At 43.7% G+C, this 19,637-nt stretch carries 11 protein-coding genes; 3 read left to right on the forward strand and 8 right to left on the reverse strand.

Going from position 1 to position 19,637, the window contains the following annotated elements; genetic code table 11:
* Positions 1–43 precede the first annotated feature (43 nt).
* On the reverse strand, positions 44–2,869 hold the full coding sequence (locus L1271_RS11025) for a TonB-dependent receptor plug domain-containing protein (protein ID WP_235367862.1): 2,826 nt from the start codon (positions 2,867–2,869) through the stop codon (positions 44–46).
* A gap of 499 nt (positions 2,870–3,368) precedes the next feature.
* Here L1271_RS11025 and katG point away from each other — a divergent pair, with 499 nt between their 5' ends.
* Positions 3,369–5,555 (forward strand): catalase/peroxidase HPI, encoded by a 2,187-nt coding sequence (katG, locus tag L1271_RS11030; RefSeq protein ID WP_206471137.1) that lies wholly within the window; start codon positions 3,369–3,371, stop codon positions 5,553–5,555.
* 143 nt (positions 5,556–5,698) lie between these two features.
* Here the strand turns inward: katG and L1271_RS11035 are convergent, their stop codons facing one another.
* A complete protein-coding gene (locus tag L1271_RS11035; protein ID WP_010607467.1) occupies positions 5,699–6,580 on the reverse strand; it encodes a LysR substrate-binding domain-containing protein in 882 nt (293 codons plus the stop codon).
* 112 nt (positions 6,581–6,692) lie between these two features.
* On the opposite strand from L1271_RS11035, the gene L1271_RS11040 reads away from it, so the two are divergent.
* A complete protein-coding gene (locus L1271_RS11040) occupies positions 6,693–6,998 on the forward strand; it encodes a hypothetical protein (protein ID WP_235367863.1) in 306 nt (101 codons plus the stop codon).
* Between the two features lie 68 nt (positions 6,999–7,066).
* On the opposite strand, the gene lodB is transcribed toward L1271_RS11040, so the two are convergent.
* The gene (gene lodB / locus L1271_RS11045; RefSeq protein WP_235367864.1) at positions 7,067–8,197 is read right to left on the reverse strand and encodes a lysine-epsilon-oxidase maturase LodB; all 1,131 of its coding nucleotides are present in this window, start codon (positions 8,195–8,197) and stop codon (positions 7,067–7,069) included.
* 5 nt (positions 8,198–8,202) lie between these two features.
* Positions 8,203–10,287 carry a CTQ-dependent lysine 6-oxidase LodA gene (lodA, locus tag L1271_RS11050; protein ID WP_102058552.1) on the reverse strand — a complete coding sequence of 695 codons (2,085 nt, stop codon included), beginning with the start codon at positions 10,285–10,287 and terminating at the stop codon, positions 8,203–8,205.
* 385 nt (positions 10,288–10,672) lie between these two features.
* Between lodA and L1271_RS11055 the strand changes: the two genes are divergently transcribed.
* Positions 10,673–12,364 carry a hemolysin D gene (locus tag L1271_RS11055; RefSeq protein ID WP_102058551.1) on the forward strand — a complete coding sequence of 564 codons (1,692 nt, stop codon included), beginning with the start codon at positions 10,673–10,675 and terminating at the stop codon, positions 12,362–12,364.
* Positions 12,365–12,841: 477 nt separating this feature from the next.
* Here L1271_RS11055 and L1271_RS11060 read toward each other — a convergent pair whose 3' ends face one another.
* Genes L1271_RS11060 through L1271_RS11075 form a run of 4 tightly spaced genes read right to left on the reverse strand, consistent with a single transcriptional unit; the run spans position 12,842 to position 19,414 of the window.
* Positions 12,842–13,417, reverse strand: coding sequence for an Lcl C-terminal domain-containing protein (locus tag L1271_RS11060; protein WP_010607462.1), 576 nt, complete (start codon positions 13,415–13,417; stop codon positions 12,842–12,844).
* Positions 13,414–14,847 (reverse strand): Lcl C-terminal domain-containing protein, encoded by a 1,434-nt coding sequence (locus L1271_RS11065; RefSeq protein WP_235367865.1) that lies wholly within the window; start codon positions 14,845–14,847, stop codon positions 13,414–13,416. Before L1271_RS11065 ends, L1271_RS11060 begins: the two co-directional genes overlap by 4 nt.
* Positions 14,837–17,302, reverse strand: a complete 2,466-nt coding sequence (locus L1271_RS11070; protein WP_235367866.1) for a proprotein convertase P-domain-containing protein — start codon at positions 17,300–17,302, stop codon at positions 14,837–14,839. Before L1271_RS11070 ends, L1271_RS11065 begins: the two co-directional genes overlap by 11 nt.
* Positions 17,303–17,314: 12 nt before the next feature.
* Positions 17,315–19,414 (reverse strand): TonB-dependent receptor domain-containing protein, encoded by a 2,100-nt coding sequence (locus tag L1271_RS11075; protein WP_235367867.1) that lies wholly within the window; start codon positions 19,412–19,414, stop codon positions 17,315–17,317.
* Positions 19,415–19,637 lie beyond the last annotated feature (223 nt).

Here is a 19,637-nt window from a genome sequence, read left to right on the forward strand (position 1 = left end):
CATAGCCCGCTTTGTCTTACTCTCACAGGGAAACAATGTGAAGTTAAAACTCTGTCTTAAATCTTAGGTAGTACTCACGACCCAAATATAAAGATGAATGAATGGGATCTGCGTTATTTCCATTACCCGTCGCAAAAGGCGGCGCTTCATCCAGTAGATTGTTAACGCCCAGCGTAATTTGAGTATCAACAGAGTCTAAATGGTAGGTTACTTGAGCATTATGTGTCAGCGTGCTATCAACGGTATTGGTAAAGTTAACGATTTGGTCGCCTTGTTTAACCGATACTTCTTCTAACATTGAATCGATATAGTAACTTTGCCAACTTGCGCTAAAGTCGTCATGCTGCCAATTAAGTGCAAAGTTAACTCTGTGCTCAGGCACCGCCATCTGGCCATTAACGCGCTGTCCGGCTCTGTCTTTGGTTACAAGGCCTGGTTCAATGACTTCATGTTTACTCACAAATGACCAGTTTAGTGCGGTACTCAAATCACCAAATGAAAACTGCCCGATGTCAAAACGAACTTCCGCGTCCACCCCTTGACGGTTTAACGCATTGAGGTTTTCATTAAACACATCAACACCGGTGATCACCCCCTGAAACTCACCAGATTGAACACGATGTACAGAGTCGCAGTACAAACCATTATTCATACATTCACTCAATTTAGTCACCGCGCTAATGTTACCAATGGCATCTTTTAATTGGATGTCATAAAAATCTAAGGTGATTGAACCGTTAGTAAGCCAGCTCGGCTGATAAATCACCCCAAGTGTTTTGCTCGTCGCGGTTTCTGGTTCAAGTTCGGTGTTACCGCCAGTATTAGTTCTGATCTGTCCGATCGTTTCTCGGTAACTGCCATCAGCGGGAACGCCTGTGCTGACACAGTTTTGGTTTGGATTTGCTACGGCACAAGGATCGTCGCCATTTTCAAAACCAGGTAACCTTCCTTTATAAAGTTCCACCACATTAGGCGCTCTAAATGCTTGTGACCAAGTCCCTCTAAAACTCAACTGCTCATTCAACGCCCAAAATACGCCCACTTTTGAATTGGTGGTCGAACCAAACGTATCAAAGTCTGAATATCGAGTCGCGAGATTTAACTCTAGGCTCTGCGCCCAATCGTGGTCTGATAGTAGTGGTACGACAGCTTCTAGGTAGGCTTCATTGAGCGAATATTCGCCGCCAGTTGGTCTACCTAATCCATCCGTGACTAAAATATTAATAGAAACGGCATCTGTTTGATTACGCGCCTCAACTTTTTGATTTTCGATGCCAAAAGACACACCTAGGTCGCCCGCAGGCAAACTCGCCACTACGCCACTTAGGTTCGCGCTGGCGATTTTAATCTGGTTATGACCTTGTTGGATCCCCGGCCAATCACCAGAGAGATAATTTAGCATGTCCTCGGAAATTTCGGAGTCGGTACCGGGTTGGCCAAAGATATTAAGCGGCACACAACCTGCAATTAGCGCATCCGGTGTAGCACCACAGCGCAGCACACCTTGCTCATCAAAGTGGGTAGGACCAACCGCATTTTTAGCCGCTGGCCAATTGAATATGCCGGTTTTTAGTCGTTTGTTTGAGTTGCGACCAAAATTGTAGGCCAACTCCCAGCTCCAATCTGCATTAAAATCACCAGAAAGCGCCATCACGATACGGTATTGGCTGTTTTCCACATGGTTCATACGGCCATTGGTTTCTACCATTCTGCGACGCCAGTCATTGATGGCATAAGGATTACCATCTTTGTCTTTCGGACCAAATTGCTGGTTGTAGTAGTTATCAGGAGAGTAGGTAAAATCTAAATACCCACCCCAAACTGGAACTAATGGCTGAGGCGCGCCATTGGTTGTGGATTTTCGATGTGAATAAAGCGCCTCGAAATTGAATACCACGTCATCCGAAAACTTCAAATTGCCAAGATCATACTCGCCAAACGCACTCATGCTATAGCGTTCAAAAGGCGTTTGTAGCAAGCTAGGCTCTTGGTAGTTGTATAAATCATTTTGTGCAAGTGATGCATCGGAGATAGTTTCACGCCACTCGCCATATTCTGGGCCTCGGGTAACAAATATTTCCTTACCGTTTTCATCCGTGACTTTTAGGTTACTCCATGGCATTGCGGAACTACCGCCTTGGCCGTAACTGCCATCGGGATTAAGTGTTAAATCATAGCGGCTAAAGTCTCTGTCGCCAGCATACACTTCTTGTTTTTCATCGTAGCTGGCACTCACCATAAAACGCCCTTTATCGCCAACAATCCCTGTTACGAGTTCCAAAGAAGTCGTATCAGCATCACCTTCAGCGGATTGGCCAATTGAGCCACTGACCTCAAAAATATCGCCCGTTTGGCGAGTAATAATGTTTACGACACCAGACACCGCATCAGAGCCGTAAATAGAAGAGGCACCATCCAATAGAATTTCAACACGTTCAATAATCGCTGTAGGTATAGCACTTAGGTCAACCGCAGCATCCGCGCCATTTCCCCCGTTTGGTAAGCGGCGGCCATTTAGCAAGACCAACGTGCGCTGCGCACCTAGACCGCGTAAGTCGAAGTTTGTCACGCCAGACGTATTTTCATTTTGAGAAGCATTAGGAGCACTGGCGGAAACCGTTAGATTTTGCAGCATATCACCAATATTTTTAAACCCGGTTTGCTCAATATCCGATCTAGATATTGTGGTTACCGCGCCGGGTTTACTTAGGTTTGCCCGCGCGATACGTGACCCCGTTACCATAATCTTTTCAACGGGTTCCGACGCTGCTTCCTCGGCAAACACTGGGGCCGTCCACACCATAGCGCCCAAACCACACAAGCTGGCTATTGCCAACGCCAAAGTCGTTTTTTGTTTTGTTATTGTCATAACGGTTTCCTTTGTAACGTTCCAAATTATAGTTAGACGCTGACGATAGAAAGTTTCTTATTATCACTATAGGAAATGAAATAGGTTATTTATTGCGCCTTTTTATACTGATAACACAATTAAATCGTTCCAACAAACAATTCTAGACGATTTGCGCAAAATTTATTTACTTTTATTGAATATTCAAGCGTCTAATTAAAAATCATGTAATCAGTCAGATTTGGCGTGTTCACTACCCAGAGAGTCACAAATGTCGCCACTCTCTTGGTATTCAATATTGGCTTTTAAGGCCACCTAAATCTGGTAAAAAGCACTTATCGGGACTACCTTTATCTAGGGCCTGTTGACCTTTGCTGTTTGATTTTTGTTCCTCTGAGCGTATTTTGCTCGCGGCGTACAACTTGCCCTATGTATACATCAATCAAACTGCTGCAGAAACAAACTTGAAAGATAAACAGGCCCTAGCAATCTTCCGTCATCGAACAAACAAGGATCTCCCATGGATAAGAAGCAAAACACACCATCGATTTGTCCTTTTGCACATGGTGCAAATACGTCGTCAGAGCATAGCGAGCACCAGTGGTGGCCAAATAGCCTGAACTTAGACATATTGCATCAGCACGATACGAAAACCGATCCGATGGATGCCGATTTTGATTACAAAAGCGCATTTAACAGCCTCGATTACCCCGCCCTGAAGAAAGATCTCGAGCAACTTATGACAGACTCGCAGCCATGGTGGCCCGCAGATTGGGGACACTATGGAGGATTAATGATCAGAATGGCATGGCACGCTGCGGGCAGTTATCGTGTTGCGGATGGTCGCGGTGGTGCAAACACGGGTAATCAGCGCTTTGCTCCGCTAAACAGCTGGCCGGACAACGGAAACTTAGATAAAGCCCGGCGTTTACTTTGGCCGATTAAAAGAAAGTATGGCAATCGTATTTCTTGGGCCGATTTAATCGTGCTGGCGGGCAACGTTGCTTATGAGTCGATGGGATTCAAAACCTTTGGTTTTGCCGGTGGCCGAGAAGATATCTGGCATCCAGAAAAAGACACCTACTGGGGCAGCGAAAAAGAGTGGCTGGCTCCCTCCAATAATTCAAACAGCCGCTATAGCGGTGAACGCGATTTAGAAAACCCGCTTGCCGCTGTGATGATGGGTCTTATCTACGTTAATCCTGAGGGCGTAGATGGTAATCCCGATCCGTTAAAAACAGCTGAAGATATGCGTGTTACCTTCGCTCGAATGGCAATGAACGATGAAGAAACCGTTGCCCTAACCGCTGGCGGACACACTGTGGGAAAAGCGCACGGAAATGGCAATGCCGATGAATTAGGCCCGGCACCAGAAGGCGCGGACTTGCATGAACAAGGTTTTGGTTGGATGAATCATAACTCGCGTGGCATTGGCTCTGATGCAGTAACTAGTGGTATTGAAGGCGCTTGGACGACGAACCCAACTCAATGGGACAATGGCTACTTCTACTTGCTGTTCACGTACGAGTGGGAGCAGACCAAAAGCCCTGCGGGTGCATGGCAATGGCAGCCTATTAATATAAAAGAAGAAGATAAGCCGGTTGATGCTGAAGACGCATCCAAACGCTGCATGCCGATGATGACAGATGCCGATATGGCGCTGAAAATGGACCCTGCTTATCGTAAAATTTCAGAGAAGTTTTATGCCGATCCCGACTATTTTAACGATGTTTTTGCAAGAGCGTGGTTTAAGCTTACGCATCGCGACCTTGGCCCAAAAAGCCGTTATCTAGGCCCAGAAGTCCCTAACGAAGACCTGCTATGGCAAGACCCCGTCCCCAGCGTTAACTACACCCTAAACGACAGTGAAATTAGCGCACTCAAGCAACAAATTCTAGCAACCAATGTGACGCTTTCAGAATTAGTAGCCACCGCGTGGGATAGTGCTAGAACGTTTAGATATTCCGATTTTAGAGGGGGTGCAAATGGTGCGAGGATCCGCCTAGCCCCGCAAAAAGATTGGCTTGGAAATGAGCCAGAGCGTCTAGCGAAAGTACTTGCGGCATTAGAAACCGTGCAAAGTAATTTTACGCCTACCGTAAGCATGGCCGATCTAATCGTATTGGGTGGCTGCGCTGCCGTTGAACAAGCGGCTAAAAATGCCGGTGTATCAATCCAAGTGCCTTTTGCCGCTGGGCGAGGCGATGCCACAGACGAGCAAACCGACATTGAGTCATTTGATGTATTAGAGCCTGTACATGACGGTTTTCGCAATTGGCAAAAACAGCACTACAGCGTAAAACCAGAAGAAATGCTACTTGATAAAGCTCAACTGTTGGGCCTCACAGCCAAGGAAATGACCGTACTGATCGGCGGAATGCGCGTGCTAGGCACCAATCACGGGCAAACATCGCATGGCGTATTTACCGATAACGTTGGCACTTTGAGTAATGACTTTTTCGTCAACTTGACCGATATGGCATATCGCTGGGAGCCAAGTGGAGAGAACCTATATGAGATAAAAACACGTGATACGGACACGGTAAAATGGACCGCGACTCGCGTTGATCTCGTCTTTGGTTCTAATTCTATTTTGCGCGCTTACGCCGAAGTGTACGCACAAGATGATAGCAAAGAGAAGTTTGTCCGCGACTTTGTTGAGGTATGGACCAAAGTAATGAATGCTGACCGATTTGACCTAAAATAGCAGCTTATAACTCAGCCTAGCCACTGGTGCGTATTTAACAGTGGCTTGGCCTGTTTATCCTATCCGCTTTATTTTTTGCAGTACTCAACTCGCCGTCTTATGGCTCAAGCTAAAGTTAACCAAGAACATATAAGATCGCAATTTCAACATGCGCTAAGCTCAGCCACAATCCAATCTCGAAACGCCTTTAATTTAGGCCACTCAAAATGGCGCTCTGGTGCGACCAAGTAATACCGATATTCACATAACCATGCAAAGTCGGGATAGATTTCTAATTGGCCTAGCTCTAAAGATTGATTCACTAAACGTCGACGTAACAAAGAAAACCCCTGCCCTGCCACCGTTGCTTGCTGTACCAACGCCGCATTATCAATTTTGAGATTACTGAATGTATGACCACTCAAATCCAGTTGTTTGTTTAGTTCAAGCCACGCATGCTCATTATCCCGGCCTTCATCATAGATAAAATTGAGTTTAGATAGCTGTTCTCGCAACGGTTTATTTGGGTCAATTAATCCAGGACGGTAGGCAAGGACTAACTCATCCTCCGCGATGAGCTCGCTTTTCAGTCCCGGATAGTTACCAAATCCAAAGCGGATCCCAATATCAATATCGTCGTGGTTAAAATCGGCGAGTTGCTCGGTTGGATCAATACGTAGCTGGTAGTCTGGTAATGCTTTGTTGAAGCTCGCCAACCTTGGCAACAGCCAACAAGTAGCAAATGAAGGCAAAACCGACAGGTTAATGGTGTTTGGGTTAGGATCTGATTTTAACGTCGACAAGCCCATTTCCATTTGCCCAAAGGCCTTGTGTAAGTAAGGCAACAAGTCTTGTCCTTGCTGAGTTAGCAATACCTTTCTTGTTTGTCGTTCAAATAACATACAACCAAGCTGTTGCTCAAGGGTTCTTATCTGTTGACTCACAGCGGCTTGAGTCACAAATAAGGCTTCCGCCGCCTGCTTAAAACTGCCTAATTCCGCCGCCGTTTTAAAATACCAAAGTCCTTTGAGTGGAGGTGATTTCATTCGTCATCTTACTTAATTAAAACTTAACTATAGGTCAGAATTTCTAGTTTGTCAGTTTTATGAATGCACACAATACTTAGCAGTGAAATCAGAGACGGAAGGAGTCTTTATCATGAAATACGCAATTATTCTTGCATTTCCTCTAGCAGCACTCGCATCAACATCCGAGCAGGTACAAACTGAAAAAGTATCTACCGATGCGGGATACCCCTACAAAAACTTAATTATGAAGGCCGAAAAAGTGGAGCTTGTTTATTCAGAAGAGCAAAACAAAACGACCTGTCGAGTTAAAGTCTATAGCGGTGATGTACTTCATGAAGGGGAGCCTATGGAGATATCGGCTAAAACGTTTTCAACCGATCCCGTCAAGGGCTGTCTTGCCCGACAAAACGCCAAACACATTTTAAGCTTGCTTTAATATGAGCTAACCCGAGATCAGAATAACAACTTGTGTGCTAGCAGTTGTTATTCTTCGGTTAGTTTCAGCTAAGCAACCTGGTTGATAAGTTGCTGCCGCTTGAACCAAAAAGGCGCATCACACCAACGTTTTTCCTTATTATAAAACTGCTGCTTTAGCGCTAAGTACTGATCAAACTGACGCGCTAAGTCTTGTTGATACATCTTGCTACTGTGGATAAACGCTTGAGATGTTTTGGTATTGCCGATAATGGCTGCCGCTTGGCATCCCGATGTCATGGCAAACCCTAATCCCATAGAGGAAATAGGGTCAAACGCACAAGCCGCATCCCCCACTGGTAGATAATTTTTGAGATGAGCAAAACTGTTAAAATGGCTCCCGGCAGGTCGGACCCATAGGTTTTCGTCGACCATCTTTGCCCCCTCAACACGCCTTGACATATATTTACTGCTACCTAAGTGCGCTTGCCACTGTGCCAAACGATTTAAGCGCTGCTTTGAGAGCAATTCAAAATCACTAAAATACGTTACAACTAACATATCGTTAGAAAGCGCCGCACTGTACCACCAGCCACATTCATCACTTTCAATTAGTTGAAGTTGCTCAAGCGCCCCCCGCTTTACTTTAAAGAAGGCACCAACCCCAGTAAGTCTGTCATATTGCTGAACAGCCGCTCCTAGAGATTTGCCAATAGACGAATTACGCCCTGACGCATCAACTAGATACTTGCAAACAATGGTGAACTGACCATAGTCAGGATGACTCACCACCACTGAGTAACGACCGTCTTGTAACTGAGTAATTGCTTTGCTTTTAGTGCGCGGGAACACCGTTCCACCGCGCTGGATTGTGCTTTCGAGCAAGGTTAGATCAAATATCTCGCGATTAATTTGATAGGTTGCTCTGTCTGGTGCAAAAATCGCGTGACGATTAGCAGATTTCTCACTTCCCCAAAATGCACTATTGCCTTGAGTTGGAGTAAAACAGTGCGGACCGAAATCCGCTCTATCTATCTGCAAATAGTCCAATACCGAAAACACACTTGCAGATACACTTTCGCCAATTCTTAATTTTTGTAAATCAGACTGCTCGATTAAAATGACTGATAGGTCTGTGTGATTGAGCAAGTTTAATGCGGTGCTAGCCCCGGCAGGGCCAGCACCAATTACTAGCACATCACATTCGTGAGTACCATTCATATCCATTACCGTCTTGTTCGAGTACCACTGCGAGGCACTTTTTTCGCAGCTCGTTTTTGCGTAATTGGCTTAGCCATTTTTTCTTCAAGCCCTTTTAATATTGCTTTGGCCTTAGAGCACCCGCAAGACAGGTGATCTTTAAGGTCATCAGGAATATAAAACACCGGAATATCGGTTCCGTCGTCTTGGCAATTCCCAGTAATATCAGAGACAGGCACATCCTTATACGCAAACAGTTGGTGATTACGTTCGATTTCCGTAAAGTAGGGGAAATTCGGTTCATCACTATTTTGATTGCGGATAAAACCAAGTGCCGACCAATGCTCAACCATTTGCACAAAACTATTGATACCACGTGCATAGTTGACTTGCTGGCCTGCAGGCAGATGGGTAAGTGATTGATCATCAAATTGATTCGTCAATACATCCCAAGGGCTTTGTGGTGGCCACCAGTAACTATAGTAAGTTGGGGCAGCTGGCACCATTTGCGGATCGTCTTCCGTGCCAACGTTCACTTTATTCACCGTTGGCTCGGTAAAGTTCACATTTTGAATAGTACAGTTGAAAAAGTCTGCTTGCCACGGGCATGCCATGCGCTTGGTTAAATCTCCAGGCTGACATCCACCGCCTTCGCACTCATCACGCTCAGCATCCAAGCCGCTCGGAAAGCCATTACCCATGCTTTGATCTTTAATGATATAAGGCGCCGCGTACACTGCTGGATTTTGTAAACTCCACGTTACCTCAATCCCTGGACACATAGGTAAGCCAACGCAATTACCCACGCTACCTTGATCCGCATAAAATACGCCAAACTCATCGACTGCGCTCTGTGGCGCTGAAGGTTTAGCACTTGAAAAGTTACCAGCAGCCCACTGACTCAGTAAGAAATATTGAGTCTGCGTTAACGTCAGAAACTTATCGACAATATTGTCTTCAGCGTTGCTCACCGAGTTACTACCAGAGTTCATTGGCATCAGTGGTAAATTACCCTCAATACCATACTCGAAGAGTTGCTGATTGGTTTGCTCGTTTGGCGGAGTTTGCTGCACTGTGGCTGGGTCAACTGGCTGCCTAAAGTACTTAAAGTAAGCCTGACGATTGGCTTTATTATCTTCAGAGTTGTCTTTAAAATCAAAAATATTGGAAACAAATGCCGACATAGATTGGACATTTGATACCCACTGATAACGGCTAATACGCTGGATAATCGGCTCAATATCTTGGTAATAATTTGCCTGATAAGAAGACTGATACTCACCATCGCTGTATAGCTCAGGACATAAGTTTTGTTCGCGCACCGCAACGTCAAACATAGTATCACTGAGATTGGAGATATTAACGATTTCCGGTGCAAAATCCGGAGAGCCAACAATTACCCAAGCAGAGAGTTGCAAGGTTTTACCATCGTCAAACGTAACCGTGCAATACACAGTTCCATCCGCAATATCATCATGCCATGTGTCCGCACCACCGTAAGATTCAAGAGGCTGGTTACCACCCGCATTCCCTTTACCGCCAAGTACCACTAAGCGGCCTTCGTTATCGGTTAAAATGTCTCCGAGCGACTTTATTTCAGTGCCTTGGCACGGTTTGGGAGGGAAACTAACCGGATATCCTGCAGGCGCACTGGCGGCGTCAAATTCAGCCTTTGCATTTGCGCCAGATATCGTTCTTGGACCTGGGTCAATAATTAAGCTTCGGCGATCCGTTGCATCCGCATTACGCCAAGGCGTGTTGCGATTGCTATAACTATTATCTTGACCATAGAGTAAGTTGCCTTGTAATTCATTAAACTCATACCATGCCGCCTTTTTATTAGCGACGTGTACAGTCCAACTAATGGATTTAACGTTATCGCTCGATAACGTAAGCTCATTGTTATTTTCGTCAATGATTTTAAAGGGTTGGCCCTGTCTGCGGATCCGGCCTTCTGCGTCTTTAAACTGACTGACAGGGCTGTCTATCTTATTGCCCCATTCATCGGATTCAAACGGTAAACCACCTATTTTGTCTGGTGCTAAATAAAACTGACCATCGCTATTACCGAGTCTTGCGACACCGACAGAGGGGTGAAGTGAATAGTTCATATTTATATCCTTTAGATATAGTAACCACGGCACAAAACAACACACTTGTTAACAAAAGATACTCAAGTGTGCGCTAACTTTCGCTTAAATTGATTCCCAGCTAAGTAGAGTAACTGTAGCACCAGCAAGAAAATGTGCATATTTCACGTCATTACAGAACATAAAACACGAACAAAATAAACTGTAACAATCTGATATTAAATAAAAATTACTTTTATCTTTTTTAAGCCATGTAAGAGGCAAAAACTCACCAAACAAATCAGGTGATAAAAAACCTATTAGTTACAAACAAAAATCAATTGAAACATTTATTTCACAAACTATAATCTTTGCCCCTACATTGAGTAAAAACTCTATTTTTGCTTTTGGTTTTCAAGGAGTAGATATGAAAATAAAGCCTCTTACAATTTCACTAGGACTTGCATTAAGCAGCACAGTTCAAGCATTCACCCAATTTGGTGGACAAGGGATCATGCCCATGGGACATGAATGGTTAACCCGCACCGCAGCACTAGAGGTGCTGGATGCCGAACATATTATCGAACCAGATCCCAACGACCCCAGACACGCTTGGCGCTATGGTCTGGCAAAAAACATCGCGCTACATACCGCACAAGATGAAATTACTCGACTTCAGTCCCAGTTAAACAATAACCCACTCTATGAACCAAGATACGACAGTGTGAATTCCGCCATTGTCGGTGAGCGTTGGGTTGATATTGCTGGATTTAACGTCACCAACGCCAGTACCGATCCTACCGGCCCAAACTGTTTTAGCGCAGTATCGCAAGAACCGGCTGACATTCAGCTAGATCACTTTATGCGCCGCTATGATGATATTGCAGGCCAAGGTGGTGTAGATGCAGCTTATCGCGCGCAAAAACGTTTTGTTCAACATTTTATTGATGCGGCCATGGCTGAGGAGAAGCGCCTCAAAGTGTGGGATGGTGGTGGTCACGCAGCTCTCGCGGAAGTAGATCATAATTACTTTTTGTTTGGCCGTGCCGTTCACCTATTTCAAGACTCATTTAGTCCAGAACATACGGTAAGGCTCCCACAAGATAACTACGAAAAGGTTTGGCAAGTAAAAGCTTACCTTTGTTCTGAAGGTGCCGAGCAGCATTCGCACGACACCAAAGATGTGCTCAACTTCGCCAGTGGCGATGTAATTTGGCGAGCGAATACACGCTTAGAATCTGGTTGGCAGTCTTATCGTATTAGTAGCATGAAACCGGTTGCAATTGTCGCGCTGGAGGCCAGTAAAGATCTCTGGGCTGCGTTTATTCGCACAATGGCAATACCAAAAGCACAAAGACGTAGCGTAGCCGAGCAAGAAGCACAGCGACTAGTACAAAACTGGTTGTCGTTTGACGAGGCCGCAATGCTGGCTTGGTATGAGGACGAAAGTAAACGTGACCATACTTATGTACTGGCCCCTAATGAGTCAGGAAAAGGGAAGTCACTTGAAGCCTGTATGACGGAGCTAAATGTAGGCACAACTAGCCAAACAGAGCGTGTTGCACAGCTAGATGCAGAGCGAAACCAATGTCTTTTTAATATCGAAGCCGAACCTGGTTTTGAAGATCTTAACGACCCACACTTAGATATTCCCTACAACTGGCGCTGGAAATCTCTAACCTGGCAAACGCCACCAAGCGGCTGGACATATCCGCAGTTAAGTGCAGACACGGGCACACAAATCACGATAAAGTCGCCCGTAAATAATCAGTATTTAGCAGCACAACCCCTGAACAATGACACCCGAATTACCTTTAGTCCAACTGAGCCTCTCGATTTAATTCAGGTAACCAATGCTGAGGGTCAGCACTATTTTAGAGCCACTCAGGCCCCTTCACTGTTTTTAAGTTACAGCAGCAAAAGCGCCGGCTATCTCAAACTCGTAGACTCTCCTAAGCAAGCACTCTACGCATTGATTTATCAAGGTGGTGTTTGGAATATCAAAAATCAATTTTGGCAGCAATATATTTGGTTTAACCAAGCGCAAAACCAACCTGAGTTAAATCGCCATGGCGAACCGGACCAGTTATCCGCAAAGTGGATGATTGAACCTTTTTAAAACGATTTATACCAGTTGTATTAAGTAAATGATCTATCTTGAAGCGGGGAAATAGCTTTAGTAGCAAGGCAAAAATTTTGCTATTTAGTTGTTCTAAATGAGAAATTTTTAACGAAGCTAATATGCTATTTCACCCTTCAAATTGATTAGAGAATTAATTCAATTGGTATTAACCTACACTAAGCTTGATACCAATGCATCAATAGTCTTATTCAACCTAGGTATAAGTACTCTTGACGCATTGGCTTATCATATTGAGCTCTGTTGCTCTTTCAAGCTTTTTGCACCAGTTTACTTAGCTGTTGCGCCTCGTTAATCTATATCAGCATGACGGTAACATATTGAAAATAAAGAGTTCACCTTGTCGCTCTTTGCTGCTCAACCTTTGCATCTAGCCTACTCGCAGCAAGTCAAGCACCGAGACTAGGACATTCCAAGAACAAAAACCAAACAACACCGAACGACAAGTACTGAAGCCTACTCTGTCACTTTGTCGGCTACGAGTAAAATTTGTCTCTCATAGTCTTCCAAGCCAAAGGTAGACGCTAAACTTCCACCATTTAAGTCCATATACATTACCCCAGCTTCAGACGCTAAAGGCGTAGCTGACCAAACGTATGCATACCCGCCTTCTGCTTCAGCGATAGCAAAAATATTAGGAAAAACCGTTTGGTTTACCGCAGGGTTAACACAGGCAACTTCACGGATTGAGTTAAGCTCCTTGATATTAGGCAAACGCCAATTCTTAATACCCGCGTATTGATAAATTGCATGACCTGGAGAAGTCCGGATCTTTTCTGCTGTTTTAAGGGCATCTTGCCAGTACATAGCGGTTGGCATTCCATCACAACTTGAAGTTTGTGCATTAAAAGTTTGCCCAATACTACAGCGCATCCAAGTAAGCTGTGTTGCTCTATCAGTTACTGTACCATCTTTATTATCGATAAAACCTACGCTAGGTGAAGAGCGCTCGATAGTTTGTGAACACGCTTGCTCAATAGCCTGTACAGTAAAGCACATTGATAAAGACAAAGTGACTAATAAATATCTCATTTTTCTGCTCCTAAAGTTACAAGCCTCACAGGTAATACACTTGGATATTCACATTCTTGTGCACTATCACAGTATTCATAAGAAGTCGTTGCACCAATATAACCACCGTTAAACCCAAGCGCCCACATGTGGGGGGCATAGTACATAGAAGTGTGCCATTCTATCGATGGCGTTGCTGTCCATATGTCTCCGGCATGTGTTTCTGGGAAGTAATTAACGTCTACTCCAAGTAAAACATCGCCGTCATTCTTATCTGTGCTCGCAAAGTGCACTAAGCTATACAACTCGTTGAATTTAGGTAACTTCCAGCCAGAGTATCCACACAACCCGACACCGTTGTTTAGATTGTTTATGTAACTTTCATATTGCGATACTGTGCATACACCTTCTGCATTATCACAACTGGCTTCAGCCACTTCAGCAGGAAAAATCGATTCGCGGTCGCTAGGTTTAAATGCAAACAACGTGTCTTTGTGGCGAATACCTGCGTTTGCATCTTTTACTTCCCAAATTAGCCCTGCTTGTAAGTCTTTTACACAGCTCCATTGTTCAGCATCAGCTGCAAGCATTTCACCTGTACCACTGAGTTTTACATAACTAAAACCCGCAGCACCATCCGCATCATTATTTTGTGTAAGATCAAGGCCATAATCTGCGTCTTGACCTGGAAAGTCCGCAACAGAAGCGGTATTGTAAAAGCCATCTAGGTTAGCGAATGCAGTTACCCCAGTGTCAGTCATAGGGAACCCTACGGACCAGTTTAATGCATTCGCAACAAAACTATCTAGCTGATTAAAATGACTATTGTTTTTTATCGCGGTAATAATATCTGCAAGTTGAATCGCAAAGCCCGCAAGAATAGCCCCCTTATTTTCACTTTGCTGTTGCGCAGCCTGCCACAATTTTACAAATTCAGTATTGAAGTTTGCTAAGTCTGCGCTTTGCGCTGTCAATAAAGTATCCGCTGACAAAGACAGTGATAAGCCATCGTTAAGTGTAGAAACAACAGCCTCAATTGCTCGCTCTCTACTTATGCCTTGTATCATATTCGCATAAACCAGAGTCGTTGCAGGTGTCATTACGATACTAGCGTCATTCGCAACTGCAGCTGGCGCACTGAGTATCATCACATTGCCTTCTGTCACAATGTAGCTCTGGTTAAGAATTGCAACATCTTCACTTGTTAATGTTGCGGTTCCATCTGTAATTGAAGTTTGCACCTCGATACTGTCACACACTAAGTTTTCGTTGCTATCTGCGCATAAAGTACCGGTTACTGCGTTATCAACGCTGATCGAAACCGAATAACTAATTGGGTCTACCGTTGTCTCATTTTCAGTATTTGTTTTAGTGTCACCACTCCCCCCACCGCAGGCACTGAGACCTACAACCGAAAGCGCAAGCGCAAGCGGTTTCAATTTAAATGTCATGTTTACTCCTAGTGTGTATTTTGAGTCGCCTAAGCCCAATTAAAATTAAACCAATATTTAGCCAATACAGGCTGCCACTCGTGTTGTCATTTATTTTTTCTAGATGATTATCTTGGTCATCTGTATGTTCTTTATCGTCGGATGCAGAATGACAGTGATAATCGGTAACTTGTGAAAGCTGCCAAGCTTTAAGCGTAGGCGTATTAATTAGTTCGGAGAAATCAGGCTTGTGGTCTACAACCTGAAGCTGCCACTGGCCGTTGAATGACTGGCCTTCAAGTGGCGAGAAATCTACGTTTGCAACATCAGAAGGCAGACTAAATTCAAATTTTGAATGTGGGTAGTAGCTTTGATCCCAAATGACTACGGCAACACCCGCAGGGCTAATTAACTTTATACTTACTTGGCTCAAGTCATTGTGTTCAAGCTGTAATTCAAATTTAAGGTCATCGCTAACCTGCAGAGATTGCTGCTCTACATCAAGGTAAAAGTTGGTGATCCCCTTACTGTGCACAACTCCACTAGGTTCTCCGGTTGCGTCTTTAAGTATGCCTCCCTCACCTTTTACAACAAATAGATTTGGCTGGCCTAAGGTAACTTCTAGTTGCTGTAGGCTTTGATTCAATACTGGGATCCCTGTCGAATACTTCTCCAATACCGGAACAAAAGCACTCATCCCACAACTCAATTCAAACGCACCATCGAAGGTGATGGAAAAAGTGTGTGTTATCGAATCTCCAGCCTTAATATCGCCAACCTGTTGAGTTGCGATTTTTATTGTTGAGTCCTCAGTTGACGCGAACTGGATATCTTTAAGCGAGTAAGGGCTGATATTTTTGATATTCACGACCACAGAGGGATCTGAAGTGAGAGTATCAATGACCTTGGCTTGTTCAATTACCAATAATTTTGGCAACAAGTTATGATGACTAAAATGCCGTTGTAAAATGTCGGCATAGTGTTCATTGGGGTACAGGCGCTTTGCCATATCGAGTGTAGACAGCGCTAAATTGGGCATAGTGATCCCCGCCCCTAGGCCAAACATAGCTTCAATAACAATCTTCTCCATGTCATTCATGCCTTTCACACCATAATGCGCTTCAGCTTCTTTGAAGGATTGAAATAATGGTGTGGACCAAAGCTGATCACCTAGGGAACCTGCAACATGAATATGGGCTGGGTAGTGATAATTTGGATTATACCTAGCTTTACTATCATTTAACGTTCTTGGTCTACGTTGTCCAAAACGAGCATCCCAGTTAAACATAACATCCGGCTCAAACTCGTAGCCTTGCGGATCTCGGTAACTATGACTTGCGGCGAGAAAATCGGCATACCCTTCCCCAATTGCACCGCTATCCGCACCGTCGTCATAGGGATTGATGAAGTTAGTAACACTGTGTCCATATTCATGCCATATTACATCAGCATCCTGCGCGTCAGCATGCCCCCCAACTCCTAATAAAATCCGTTTTTGGTGAAATGAATATGCCGACTGGTCATTATAAGAACCTTGTGCATCTATGGTGATCGGCGCATAGTGGATCAACTTATCGCCAGTAAAACCCAATTCCTGCAAATGACGCTGAGCAGAATCGACGTGAAAATAGGCCATTTGTTGTAAAAAGCTGGCAGAGCTATGATGATTTTTTGCTACACCAGCTACAGGTAACATTTCCACAACTTCATGTGGTTCTGCAAAGTCAGTTACTCGAGCATAAGGCCCCGTCAGTGCTAACTGGTTGCCAATTAGCGTTAAATCTTTAAGCTCAACAAGTCTAAATGCTGCATCCGCAAATTCAGTCTGCGGTGTAAACTGTTGCTCAATGTCTTCACTCATTAAGCTAGTTTTTGGGTCTGGATCAAATAACCATGACTGCTTGATTCGACCTGAGTATTCAGGCTCAACTTCACTTTGGTAGGCAGGAATAGCGCCGCGTTGACCAAGGATTTTAGTGGCATCAGCATCAATAAAATAATGCTGAGTAACGACTTCACCTTGCAAGGTTTCACTTACTAATACGTTCCAAACAAATCTTAAACCTTGCAGCTCAAGCCACCACCCTCGCTTAATTTCTTCTATCGAAAAATGGTCAACTTGTTTATCAATTAATGCACCAACCTGCTCAATAGACGGAGCAACAGAAACCGTGCCTTCATCCACGTTTAACGTCGAAAAACGAGAGACATACAATCGAAATGCTAGTCCTTGTTGATCCGTTGCAACACTATCCACGATATTAAATATTGGCAAAGCGTCATAAGTAGGCATAAAGCTATAATAATTACCAAACTGACCTTTACGACGGTAAGAAAACTGATATTTTCTTGCTAACTTGGTTTCAAGTAACTGTTCAGCTTGTTGTGAGTTAATAGCACGACCAGTAACAAACTGAAGCTCTGCCGCGGTCGCACCTAGGTGCCACAGTAGCAATAGTAATAATGGTTTTTTCAAGATAGTCACCCTTTAAAATTTATACTGGATAGATGCTCTAAAGTTTCTACCTGGTTGTGAATAGTCGAAGTCGGAATTGGATTGACCAGCAACATCTTGATATCGGGTATAATGCTTATCTAGCACATTGTTTATCGCGGTATTGAATTTCCAATTTTTTGATAGTGTGTAACTTACGGATAAGTCTAGGCTGTGCCAACTTCCTGTTGACTGACAAGGTATTTCTACATTTAAAAATGGGTCTTGGCACGTAGGTAAGTCAGTCATCTGGCTTTGTCCATACCATTGCAGGTTGATTACAAAGTCACTGAACTCATAATTGGCATAAAATGTATATTCGAGCGGAATAAGATTTCTTAGGTATTCTTGCTTGTCTTTATTCTTTCCGTTCATCCAGCCTATATTTGCGCCAAACATTAGTGACTCTAATTGATAAGTTACCTCTGCTTCTGCACCGAACGTATATGCTTCATCGATATTGACAAACTGGCGCTCCATTACTCCATCGTTTAATCTTAAGCGGATGTTCACCCAATCGATAAAATCGTCGTAGCGGGTGTAATAAATACTGCTGGCAAAATGCAATTTATCAATTGTTTGCGAAAACCCTAGTTCCAAGCTATCACTGGTTTCTGCTCTCAACTGAGTATTGGCAACAATTTCAAACGGAGGAAAGGCAAATAAATGAGGAATATTGCCATATACTTTATCGTATGGTGCAGCTCGGTAGCCCTGTGCATATGCTCCGTAAGCATTAAAACCATAACTATTTTCATATCTGATTTGTGCGCTAGCTGTGACTTCATTTGAGCTCGTGTCTTCGTCACCTTCAGCAGATAATGCATTATGGTCGTAACGCAAACCAATTAACGCCCTAAAATTACTATTAATCTGCCAATCGTCACCAACATAAGCACCGAGTATCACTGTTTTAGCTGCATTAAACGGTGCGTCAATCGTCACTTTCCGCGTACCATTCTCAATCACGGTATCGATTTTAGGACGCTCATGCTCAACCTGTTCTGCACTAATGCCATACATCAGTTCATGATTGCCAAAAGACTTAGCAAAATCTAATACGCCACCAAAACTGGTCTGAGAAAAACGGTCTTCCGAAAGCAGCTGCCTATATCGAGTCTGAACCTTAAAAAATTGACGGCTGATTAGTTGCTCAGTATCGTTTTCGTGCTGTGTTTTGCGCCAGAACATTTGTCCAAGCGCATCATCAAAGATGAGAGATGAATTCACAGATTGCCATTTAACGCTGTGGCTATGAGTTTGTTGGAGTTCACGTTGTTTTTGAGATTCAACTTGCCACGCACCGTCATGTTGGGGCACGGTTTCCGGTTTGATTTTGTTTTCTGTCTGCTGTGTCAACCAGCTAAAATCATATGTAAAAAGGCCCAAACCTGATTCGTACTGACTACTAAATTTTGCGCTTTGACCTTTAACGTCTAGCGGAGCGCGTGACTCGGGAAAGTTTTGCTGCTCTTCAGCACGCCAGTCACTGACTTTTAGTAAAACAGGTAACCCAAAAAATCCAGTTGCACCAGTGAGTGTGTTTTTAACTTCCGAGTTGGTACCGTTGTACAAGCTCTTAATTGCTAAATAGTTATCTTCACTTCTTAGATAATCACTTGCTTGTTTGGTATTCACTTTAACCACACCAGCTAGTGCACCAGCCCCAAAAAATGTTGAGGCTGGTCCCTTTGCCACTTCAATAGATTTGACGTCTTCCAAATCAAAATTAAATCGCCCAACCAGATCGTTGATGTCACTTGCGCCATAACCATCCGCAGCTCTACTACCATTTTGCAACACCAGTACGCGATTACCTGACATACCGCGAATGGTAATATTTTGAGGACGACCGCTATAACCTGTGATCGCCACACCTGGCTCCGTTTTAAACAAATCGCTCAACTGTGTTGCTACAAGCTGCTCAATATCATCATCACTTAGTACAGCCGCACTACCGGAAAGCTCTAACAAAGATTTTTCAGCTTTGTTTGCAACAATTTCTATCACTTCAATGGATTTAGAGTCCGCGTTGGCTGCATAACCGGGGAAGATAATTACTGAAGAAACAAAAGGAACAATAAAGCGAATCATTTTTAATTACACCAAAAATAACGAGATTGCGAATGATAATGATTTTTATTATTTTATCAACTATAAAATATAACTAATTTTTATAGCTCTAGTAATAAACTTTCGGAATAGAATGTAAGAGCGAGGAATAGCATTTACAACATATTGTTTTTAATGGAATTTAAAATATATTTTGTTTTTACCGTTTTTTACATTCGAAAATAACTCACATTTATTAGCCCAC

The sequence above is a fragment of the Pseudoalteromonas sp. OF5H-5 genome, from assembly GCF_021530695.1.
In the GTDB taxonomy this organism is placed as follows: domain Bacteria; phylum Pseudomonadota; class Gammaproteobacteria; order Enterobacterales; family Alteromonadaceae; genus Pseudoalteromonas.